The sequence below is a fragment of the Streptomyces sp. CO7 genome (assembly GCF_053474865.1).
In genome coordinates this window covers 13,941-22,575 of record NZ_JBRIOU010000008.1, presented here as the reverse complement: position 1 = coordinate 22,575, position 8,635 = coordinate 13,941, and the positions used below count along the sequence as shown (strand labels likewise).

Sequence of the window (8,635 nt, the reverse complement as noted above, 5' to 3'; positions counted from 1 at the left end):
GCCCTCGCCCGACCCCACCCCGGTCCAGCCGTCCTCCGCGCTGCCCCCGTCGCAGCCCTCCGCGGGCGAGGCGCCGGTGGCTGTGTAGGCGCTCAGGAGTGTGGCGTGGCTCGCGTTCGGCGTTCTCGTTTGCGCGGATGGGCGTGAGGTGCGTATGGTGGTAGATCGTTTGATCCCATTTGCCCGGCGCAGCGAAAAAGAGCGCGCCGTGTGGCGCGTTCTCTCCCTTGCCGTGGCTGACCGCATCGAGGCGGTTCCTCGCGAAACACGGAGTTGACGGGCGCGTGCCGACGAGACTCCGGAAGGTTTCGCATAAGCATGTCCATTTCCAGTACTGATCAGTTCGTCGTCGCCGAGAACGAGACGGCGGCCGAGCTCGACGAGACCACCGACGCGGTCGAGGCCCAGGACGCCGTCGAGGCCCCCGAGGCCGCGGACGCCGCCGAGGAGCAGGCTCCCGAGGAGACGGGGCCGACCTTCGCCGACCTCGGCCTCCCCGAGGGCGTCGTGCGCAAGCTCGCGCAGAACGGCGTGACCACGCCCTTCCCGATCCAGGCCGCGACCATCCCGGACGCCCTGGCCGGCAAGGACATCCTGGGCCGTGGCCGTACCGGCTCCGGCAAGACCCTCTCCTTCGGTCTGCCGGCCCTGGCCCGCCTGGCCGGCGGCCGCACCGAGAAGAAGCGCCCGCGCGCCGTCATCCTCACCCCGACCCGTGAGCTGGCCATGCAGGTGGCCGACGCGCTGCAGCCCTACGGCGACGTGCTCGGCCTCAAGATGAAGGTCGTCTGCGGCGGCACCTCGATGAGCAACCAGATCTACGCCCTGGAGCGCGGCGTCGACGTCCTCGTCGCCACCCCGGGCCGTCTGCGCGACATCATCGGCCGCGGCGCCTGCTCGCTGGGCGACGTCCAGGTCGCGGTCCTCGACGAGGCCGACCAGATGTCCGACCTGGGCTTCATGCCCGAGGTCACCGAGCTGCTCGACCAGATCCCGGCCGGCGGCCAGCGGATGCTCTTCTCCGCCACCATGGAGAACGAGATCAAGACCCTGGTCGACCGCTACCTGGAGAACCCGGTCAGTCACGAGGTCGACGCAGCCCAGGGCGCCGTCACCACGATGTCGCACCACATCCTGATCGTGAAGCCGAAGGACAAGGCTCCGGTCACCGCGGCGATCGCCTCCCGCAAGGGCCGCACGATCATCTTCGTCCGCACCCAGTTGGGCGCCGACCGCATCGCCGAGCAGCTGCGCGACTCCGGCGTGAAGGCGGACGCCCTGCACGGCGGCATGACCCAGGGCGCGCGCACCCGCACCCTGGCGGACTTCAAGGACGGTTACGTCAACGTCCTGGTCGCCACCGACGTCGCCGCCCGCGGCATCCACGTCGACGGCATCGACCTGGTCCTCAACGTGGACCCGGCCGGCGACCACAAGGACTACCTGCACCGTGCCGGCCGCACCGCCCGTGCCGGCCGCACCGGCACCGTGGTCTCCCTGTCGCTGCCGCACCAGCGCCGCCAGATCTTCCGGCTGATGGAGGACGCGGGCATCGACGCCTCGCGTCACATCATCCAGAGCGGCAACGCCTTCGAGCCCGAGGTCGCCGAGATCACCGGCGCCCGCTCGATGACCGAGCTCCAGGCCGAGTCGGTGGCCGGCGCCGCCGTCCAGGCCGAGCGTGAGGTCGCCCAGCTCACCAAGGAGCTGGAGCGTCTGCAGCGCCGCGCCGCCGAGCTGCGCGACGAGGCCGACCGCCTCACCGCGCGGGCCGCCCGCGAGCGCGGGGACGACCCGGAGGCCGCGCTGGCCGAGGCCGCCGTCGTCCGTGAGGCCGCGGAGGCCACCGAGGCCGCCGCCGTCTCCGTGCCGGAGCAGCCGAGCGCCCAGCAGGTCGACCGCACCGAGCGTGAGGACCGCCCGCAGCGCCGCGACGACCGCGCCGAGCGTCGCGACGACCGTCCGTTCAACCGTGACGACCGTGGTGGCCGCTCCTTCGAGCGTCGTGACGACCGCGGTGGTGACCGTGGCGGCCGTTCCTTCGAGCGTCGTGACGACCGTGGCGGCCGTCCCTTCGAGCGTCGTGACGACCGCGGTGGTGACCGTGGCGGCCGTTCGTTCGAGCGTCGTGACGACCGCGGTGGGTTCCGCGGCAACGACCGTGGCGACCGTCCGTTCAACCGTGACGACCGTGGCGGTGACCGTGGCGGCCGTTCGTTCGAGCGTCGTGACGACCGCGGTGGTGACCGTGGTGGCCGTTCGTTCGAGCGTCGTGACGACCGTGGTGGGTTCCGCGGCAACGACCGTGGTGACCGTCCGTTCAACCGTGACGACCGCGGCGGCGACCGTGGCGGCCGTTCCTTCGAGCGTCGTGACGACCGCGGTGGCTTCCGCGGCAACGACCGTCCGTTCAACCGCGACCGCCGCGACGACCGCCCGGGCTTCCGCGCCGGCGGCACCTCGGACCGTCCGTTCGGCCGCCGCGACGACCGTCGTGACGACCACCGCGGTGGCTCCTTCGGCCGCCGTGACGAGAAGCCGCGCTGGAAGCGCAACGGCTGACGCGCCCGCGCACACCGCCTGTGAGGGCCCGCACGACCCCCGTCGTGCGGGCCCTCCGCGCTTCCCGCGCGCCGCCGGCCCCGGATACCCGCTCGGACGGGAGGCCCCCTCCCGCTATGCTCGGGGCAGCAACATCACCATGGGCCCTTAGCTCAATTGGCAGAGCAGTGGACTTTTAATCCATTGGTTGTGGGTTCGAGTCCCACAGGGCCTACTTCTGACGCGGCGCATGCGCCCGGCCGACCCCGGCCGGAGCATGCGCCGCGTCACGTCCCGGAGCCGCCCCATGCCGCACCCCTACGTCCTGCTCTCCGCCGCCGTCTCGCTCGACGGCTGCCTCGACGACACCGGCCCGGAGCGGCTGCTGCTCTCGGGCCCCGAGGACTTCGACCGGGTCGACGAGGTGCGGGCCGCGAGCGACGCGATCCTCATCGGGGCCGGCACCCTGCGCGCCGACGACCCGCGGCTGGTGGTCCGCTCGCCCGAACGGCGGGCCGCGCGCACCGCCGCCGGGCTCCCGGAGTTCCCGCTCAAGGTGCTCGTCACCGGTTCGGGTGAACTGGACCCGGCGGCCCGCTTCTGGCGCACCGGCGGCCGCAAGGCCGTCTACACCACCGACGGGGGCGCATCGCGGGCGCAGGAGGCGCTGCGTGGCCAAAAGGACGCCGAGGTGGTCCCGGTGGGACCGGAACTGGACTGGCGGGCCGTCCTGGAGCACCTCCACGCCGCGTACCGGGTGCGGCGGCTGATGGTGGAGGGAGGCGGCAGCGTCCACACCCAGCTGCTGCGGCTCGGACTCGCCGACGAGCTCCAGCTGGCGCTGGCCCCGCTGCTGGTCGGTGAGCCGGGCGCGCCGCGGCTCTTCGGTCCGGGCGGCTACCCGCCGGGCCGGCTGCGGCTGGAGGAGACCCGGCCGGTGGGCGACGTGGTGCTCGCCCACTACCGGCCGGTCGCCCCGGGCGAGGGTTCGTCGGCCTCCGCAGCCGACCGGTACTGGCTGGGCCTCGCCTGCGACCTGGCCGGGGAGTGCCCGCCGTCGCGCACCGCGTTCAGCGTGGGCGCGGTGGTGGTGGCCGAGGACGGGACCGAGCTGGCCCGCGGCCACTCCGGGGAGGGCGGCGACCCGGTGGTCCACGCGGAGGAGGCGGCGCTCGCCAAGATCGACCCGGCCGACCCGCGGCTGCCCGGGGCCACCGTCTACAGCAGCCTGGAGCCCTGTGCCCGTCGTGCCTCCCGGCCGGCCCCGTGCGCGCGGCTGATCCTCGACGCGGGGGTGCGGCGGGTGGTCACCGCCTGGCGGGAGCCCGACACCTTCGTGGCGGCCGCGGACGGCAGCGGGGTACTGGCGGCGGGCGGCGTCCGGGTGGTGCTGCTGCCCGAGTACGAGGAGCGCGCCGTGCGGCCCAACCACCACCTGCTCGGCGGGGCGACGTGAACCGATTCGCTTTTCCCCCGCGCCATGTCGTACAGTGAAGACACAACGACGCGGGGTGGAGCAGCTCGGTAGCTCGCTGGGCTCATAACCCAGAGGTCGCAGGTTCAAATCCTGTCCCCGCTACTGAAGACTCAGGGCCGGAATCCTTCAAGGATTCCGGCCCTGAGTGTTTGCGTCCGCATGCTCAGGCGCCCGTCCGTCCGCCTTCATCCGGGCGGAGGTCAGCGGTCGCCGCTTCCGGCCCGGCACGGGACCATGGATTCCATGCTGAGGCGAGGCGGGCCGGTGGATCCGGAGGTCGAGGAGCCCCTCGGGCCGGGCCGGCGGTGGATCCATTACGCCCGTCTGGTGCTTCGGGTGCTGCCCTTCCTGGCCCTGGTCCTCGGCCTCGCCTACGACAGTGTGACGCCGCGGGACGTGACCGCCGTACCGTTCTTCGCCGCCGCCCCGTTGATCGCCGCCCCCCTTTACACCCTGCGCGCCACGGTGGGCATCGGACTGCTGTCGACGGGTCTCACCCTCTACGTGCGGCTGACAAGGGACGCGGACTCTCCCGCCCTGATGATCACCGAGCTCTTCACCGTCGTCATCGTCTCGGTGCTGTCCTGCGTCATGAACACCGCGGTGCACCGGGTCGACCTGCGCCTCGCGTCCGCCCGGCAGATGGCCGAGGCGGCGATGCGGGCCGTGATGCCGCCGCCGCAGCGGCGGATCGGCTCCCTGCGGATCGCCTCCCGGTACGAGGCCGCCCTGCAGGAGGCGAACATCGGCGGCGATCTCTACGCCGTGCACGACACCCCGCACGGCGTGCGGATGGTGCTGGGGGACGTGCGCGGCAAGGGGATGGAGGCCGTGGCCGCGGTCGCGGTCGTCGTCGGCGCCTTCCGCGAGGTGGCGGAACGGGCCGACACCATCGAGCAGGCCGCGGAGCACATGGAGCAGGCGGTGGTGCGCGAGCGGGACCGACGGGCGGTGGAGCTGGAGCAGCAGGAAGGCTTCGTGACGGCGGTGTTCGCCGAGTTCTCCCGGGACGGCCGGAGCGTGTCGATCGTCAATCACGGTCATCCGCCGCCGCTGCTGCTGGAGCCCGGTGCGCCGCCGCGGCTGCTGGACCCGGGGGAGTCCGGCAGTCCGCTCGCCCTCTCGGAACTCGCGGGGCCGCCCAGGCCCGGACCGCCCGTGCCGCTGCGGCCGGGCGCCACGGTGCTCTTCTACACCGACGGTCTGACCGAGGCGCGGGACGAGGACGGGGTGTTCTACGACCCGGTCGCGCGGCTGGACGGTCGGGTCTTCCGGGAGCCGGAGGACCTCCTGCGGTTCCTGTCCGAGGACGTGGCCCTGCACTCAGGAGGAGACGTCGAGGACGACATGGCCCTGCTCGCCGTACGGACCCTGTGACCGGCCCGGACGCGCCAGCGGCACCCGGGACCGCCGGGGACGCTGCGGAACGCTGCGGAACGATCAAGCCAAGGCGGCGGTGGGCGTGTGACCGAAGCCATGTCCGTTTCGCCCTGATGAACCTCCATAGGTTCAGTCCACAGGGTCGGACGATGTGAAGGAACGGCTTGGAATTGAGCCACCGCTTCTATTAACGTTCGATAACGCAGCGCGCGGCTGTCCCAGCCGTCACAAGCGACGGCTCCGTGCGCTCTGCCGAATCCCGCGAGGGAACCGGGGAACCACTTTCCGGGGTGAATCGGGCGTATCTCCGTATACGCGCGTAGGAGACCTTCCCGCTCCGAACCCGTCAGCTAACCCGGTAGGCGAGACGGAAGGAAAGGAGCGCGCCCCCGTGGCGTCCAACCCCCCTGCCCCTGAACTGCCCTTCGTGCCGAGCCAGCGTGTGGCCGCCGACGCGTACGGTCCCGCCGGGTTCGCCGGCGAGGGCTCCTTCGAGGAGTGGAACCCCAGCGAGGGGACGGTCTCCAGAGGCCGTCACCGGGTGGCCAAGCAGCGGGGCCTGGCCCGCAGTTCCACCGTCCTCGGCGTCGGTGTGATCGCCGCCGTCGGTGCGGGTGGCATGGCCACCGCCGCGCCCGGCAAGGCTCCGGTGCACATCACCATGCCGCAGATGCCCTCGCTGGACCCGGTCACCTCCCTGCTTCCCGGCGGCGACGAGACCGAAACCGCGGCCGCGGAGCAGGCCCCCAGCGTCCTCGGCGAGATGGGCGTCGCCCCGGCCGAGACCGCCTCCCCCGCCGACGCCGGCGAGGCGCTGCGCACCCGCATCATGGCGCAGGCCGCCCAGCAGGAGCAGGAGGCCGAGACGCAGGCCGTACTGGAGGCCCAGGAGGCCGCCGCCCAGGCCGCCGCCGAGAAGGCGGCCAAGGAGAAGGCGGAGGCACAGGCCCGCGAGGCCGCCGCCGAGAAGGCGGAGGAGGAGGCCAAGGCCAAGGCCGAGGCCGAGCGCATCGCCAAGCTGGCGGCCAGCTTCGTCTCGCCGGCGTCCTCCTACACGATCACCTCCACCTACATGCAGGCCGGCTCCATGTGGTCCTCCGGCTACCACACGGGCCTGGACCTCGCGGCCCCCACCGGCACGCTGCTGAAGGCCGTCCACACCGGCACCGTCACCGAGGCCGGCTGGGCCGGCTCGTACGGCTACCGGACCATCCTCACCCTCGAGGACGGCACCGAGCTCTGGTACTGCCACCAGTCCTCGATCAACGTCAGCGTCGGCCAGAAGGTGTCCACCGGCGATGTCATCGGCCGGGTGGGCGCGACCGGCAACGTCACCGGCCCGCACCTGCACCTCGAGGTGCACCCGGGCGGCGGCGACGGCGTCGACCCGATGGCCTGGTTGGCCGCACGCGGCGTCAACCTCTGACCGGCGCCGGTCCCTTCGGCCGCGGGTTCCTCTCCTCGTCTCCGTAGCCCTGCGATCCCCGACACCTTCGAACCGCTGCGGTCGGCCGGCTGCGCCCCGGAATGCGCGGCCGGCCGGACGCGTTGGTCACCGTCATGAGTGAACTGCGCAAGCTGGGTACGTCCGGCCTCGAGGTGTTCCCGCTCGCCCTCGGCGGCAACGTCTTCGGATGGACCGCCGACGAGCGGGAGTCCTTCGCCGTCCTCGACGCGTACACCGCGGTGGGCGGCAACTTCGTCGACACCGCCGACTCCTACTCCGCCTGGGTGGAGGGCAACGAGGGCGGCGAGTCGGAGACCGTCATCGGCAGGTGGCTCAAGGCCCGCGGCAACCGCTCCGAGGTCGTGATCGCCACCAAGGTGAGCCAGCACCCGCAGTACCGCGGGCTGTCGGCCGCCAACATCAGGGCGGCGGCGGAGGCGTCGCTGCGCCGGCTGGACACCGACCACATCGACCTGTACTACACGCACTTCGACCAGCCCGGGACGCCGGTCGAGGAGATCCTGCTCGCCCTCGACCAACTGGTCCGCGAGGGCAAGGTGCGGGCGATCGGCGCCTCCAACATCACCGCCGAACGGCTGCAGGAGTCGCTGGACTTCTCCGAGCGCGAGGGCTTCGCCCGCTACACGGTCGTCCAGCCGCACTACAACCTGGTCTCCCGCGACACCTACGAAGGCCCCCTGCGCGACGTCGCCGAGCGGGCGGGCCTGGCCGCCGTGCCGTACTACGCGCTGGCGTCCGGCTTCCTGACCGGCAAGTACCGCCCGGGGACGACGGTGGACAGCCCCCGGGCGACCGGAGCGGCCCGGCACCTGGAGAGCGAACGCGGCCGGCGCGTCCTGGCCGCCCTCGACGGGATCGCCGAGGCGCACGGAGCGTCCCCGGCCACGGTGGCCCTGGCCTGGCTGGCCGCCCGCCCGACGGTGGTCGCGCCGATCGCCTCCGCCCGCACGGTGGACCAGCTGCCCGCCCTCACGGCGGTCGCCGGCCTGCGGCTCACCGACGAGGAGACGGCCCGGCTGGACGCCGCCTCCGGCTGATCCGCCCCGCCGCCGGTTCCTCAGACCCGGTGGAAGAGCAGGTCGCGCACGACGTGTCCCTTGTCCAGTCCCTGACCCTCGAACCGGGTGAGGGGACGGAACTCCGGCCGGGGCGCGAAGTGCCCGTCGGGCTGCGTGTTCGCGAAACGGGGGTGCGCGGTCAGCACCTCCATCATCTGCTCCGCGTACGGCTCCCAGTCCGTGGCGCAGTGCAGCACCGCGCCCCGGCGGAGCCGGTCGGCGGCCAGGTTCAGGAACTCGGGCTGGATCAGCCGCCGCTTGTGGTGCCGCTTCTTGGGCCAGGGGTCGGGGAAGTAGACGCGCAGCCCGGCCAGCGCGTCGGGCGTGAGCATCTCGCGGAGCAGGATGATCGCGTCGCCGTTGGCCACGCGGACGTTGCCGAGCCCGCTCCTCTCGGCGAGGCTCAGGAGGTTGCCCTGGCCCGGGGTGTGCACGTCCACCGCGAGGATGTTGGTCGCCGGGTCGTCGGCGGCCATCTGGGCGGTGGCCTCGCCCATGCCGAAGCCGATCTCCAGCACGACGGGGTGGTCGTCACCGAAGAGTCCGGCGAGGTCCAGGGTGCGGCGGCCGTCGATGTCCAGGCCCCACCGGGCCCAGAGCCGCTCGATGGCGTCGGCCTGGCCGGTGGTCACCCGGCTGCGGCGGGGCTGGAAGCTGCGGATGCGGCGCTCGTGGTGGGAGCCGGCCGGATCGGGCTGCGGTCCGTCCGGG

General features: G+C 72.8%; 6 protein-coding genes, 2 tRNA genes and 1 riboswitch. Of the genes, 7 read left to right on the top strand and 1 reads right to left on the bottom strand.

The window, feature by feature from the left end; all coding sequences use genetic code 11:
* Positions 1-318 precede the first annotated feature (318 nt).
* The 7 genes from ACOV8S_RS24940 (at position 319) to ACOV8S_RS24910 (ending at position 7,903) form a co-directional block, all read left to right on the top strand.
* Positions 319-2,562, top strand: a complete 2,244-nt coding sequence (locus ACOV8S_RS24940; RefSeq protein ID WP_448320472.1) for a DEAD/DEAH box helicase — start codon at positions 319-321, stop codon at positions 2,560-2,562.
* Between the two features lie 141 nt (positions 2,563-2,703).
* Positions 2,704-2,776, top strand: a tRNA-Lys gene (locus ACOV8S_RS24935).
* 72 nt (positions 2,777-2,848) lie between these two features.
* Entirely contained in the window at positions 2,849-3,997 is a 1,149-nt protein-coding gene (locus ACOV8S_RS24930) for a dihydrofolate reductase family protein (protein WP_448320470.1), read from the top strand.
* A gap of 49 nt (positions 3,998-4,046) precedes the next feature.
* A tRNA-Met gene (locus tag ACOV8S_RS24925) sits at positions 4,047-4,120 on the top strand.
* A gap of 141 nt (positions 4,121-4,261) precedes the next feature.
* Positions 4,262-5,395 carry a PP2C family protein-serine/threonine phosphatase gene (locus ACOV8S_RS24920; protein WP_448320468.1) on the top strand — a complete coding sequence of 378 codons (1,134 nt, stop codon included), beginning with the start codon at positions 4,262-4,264 and terminating at the stop codon, positions 5,393-5,395.
* Between the two features lie 243 nt (positions 5,396-5,638).
* Positions 5,639-5,778, top strand: a riboswitch (cyclic di-AMP (ydaO/yuaA leader).
* A gap of 11 nt (positions 5,779-5,789) precedes the next feature.
* A complete protein-coding gene (locus tag ACOV8S_RS24915; protein ID WP_448320467.1) occupies positions 5,790-6,824 on the top strand; it encodes a M23 family metallopeptidase in 1,035 nt (344 codons plus the stop codon).
* Between the two features lie 134 nt (positions 6,825-6,958).
* The gene (locus tag ACOV8S_RS24910) at positions 6,959-7,903 is read left to right on the top strand and encodes an aldo/keto reductase (RefSeq protein WP_448320466.1); all 945 of its coding nucleotides are present in this window, start codon (positions 6,959-6,961) and stop codon (positions 7,901-7,903) included.
* Positions 7,904-7,923: 20 nt separating this feature from the next.
* On the opposite strand, the gene trmB is transcribed toward ACOV8S_RS24910, so the two are convergent.
* A partial coding sequence (gene trmB, locus ACOV8S_RS24905; RefSeq protein ID WP_448320465.1) for a tRNA (guanosine(46)-N7)-methyltransferase TrmB occupies positions 7,924-8,635 on the bottom strand: 712 nt, incomplete at its 5' end.